1 protein-coding gene is annotated in these 1,063 nt (G+C 67.0%); it reads right to left on the bottom strand.

What is annotated here, in order from left to right; genetic code table 11:
- A partial coding sequence (rhaS, locus tag FNH09_RS46545; RefSeq protein ID WP_152895895.1) for a rhamnose ABC transporter substrate-binding protein occupies positions 1 to 1,063 on the bottom strand: 1,063 nt, incomplete at both ends.

Genomic DNA, 1,063 nt, shown 5'->3' with positions numbered 1-1,063 from the left:
AGAAGTTGAACTGGTCGATGTTCTTGGCGTCGAACACGGTCGGCTTGCCGAGGCTGATCACGCCGTCCTTGCCGATGGTGTACGAGCCCATCGAGCCGGCCGTGAAGGTCTCGCCCTCCTTGCCGGTGATCTGCCCCGAGGACAGCGCGACCGCGGTCCGGGCGGCGAGCTCGCCGAGCTTGGCCGGGTCCCACAGCTCGAAGCCGTCGACCGTGCCGTTCTTGACGTACTTGCGCATGTCGTTCGGCGTACCGAGACCGGTGAGCTTGACCTTGCCCTTGTACTTCGAGCCGGACAGGTACTGCGCGGCCGCCTTGATGCCGACCGTGGTCGGGGAGATGATCCCCTTCAGGTCCGGGTACTCCTGGAGCAGGCCCTGGGTCTGCTGGAAGGACTGCTGGGCCTCGTCGTTGCCGTAGGCGACCTTGACCAGCTTCATGTCCTTGTACTTCGGGTCCTTCAGCTCCTCCTTCATGTAGTCGATCCAGGTGTTCTGGTTCGTCGCGGTCTGCGCCGCCGACAGGATCGCGATCTCGCCCTTGTAACCGATCTGCTCGGCCAGCAGCTGCACCTCCGTGCGGCCCAGGTCCTCGGCACTGGCCTGCGAGACGAACGCGTTGCGGCAGTCCGCCTTGGTGTCGGAGTCGTACGTGACGACCTTGATGCCGCCCTTCATCGCCTGCTTCAGCGCCGTGCACAGCGCGCCCGGGTCCTGCGCCGAGACCGCGATCGCGTCGACCTGCTGCTGGGTGAGGGTGTTGACGTAGGAGACCTGGCCGGCGGTGTCGGTCGCGCTGGAGGTGCCGACCTCCTTGTAGCTGGAGCCCAGCTCCTTCAGCGCCGCCTCGCCGCCCTTGTCGGACGTCGTGAAGTACGGGTTGTTGACCGCCTTGGGCAGGAAGCCCACGGTCAGGCCCTTCTTCGTCGCGGCGTTCGGGTCGGCCGTACCGCCCGCGGCGGCCGAACCGCTGTCAGCGGCGACATCGTTCTTGGTGGTGCCACCGCACGCGGTGACGCCCAGGGCGAGGGAAGTGACGGCGGCCAGGGCCGCACAGGCACGACG

The organism is Streptomyces adustus (assembly GCF_009377175.1).
In the GTDB taxonomy this organism is placed as follows: Bacteria; Actinomycetota; Actinomycetes; order Streptomycetales; family Streptomycetaceae; genus Streptomyces; species Streptomyces adustus.
Note: the sequence above shows the minus strand (reverse complement) of the source record. Positions and strands in the feature narration are given on the sequence as shown.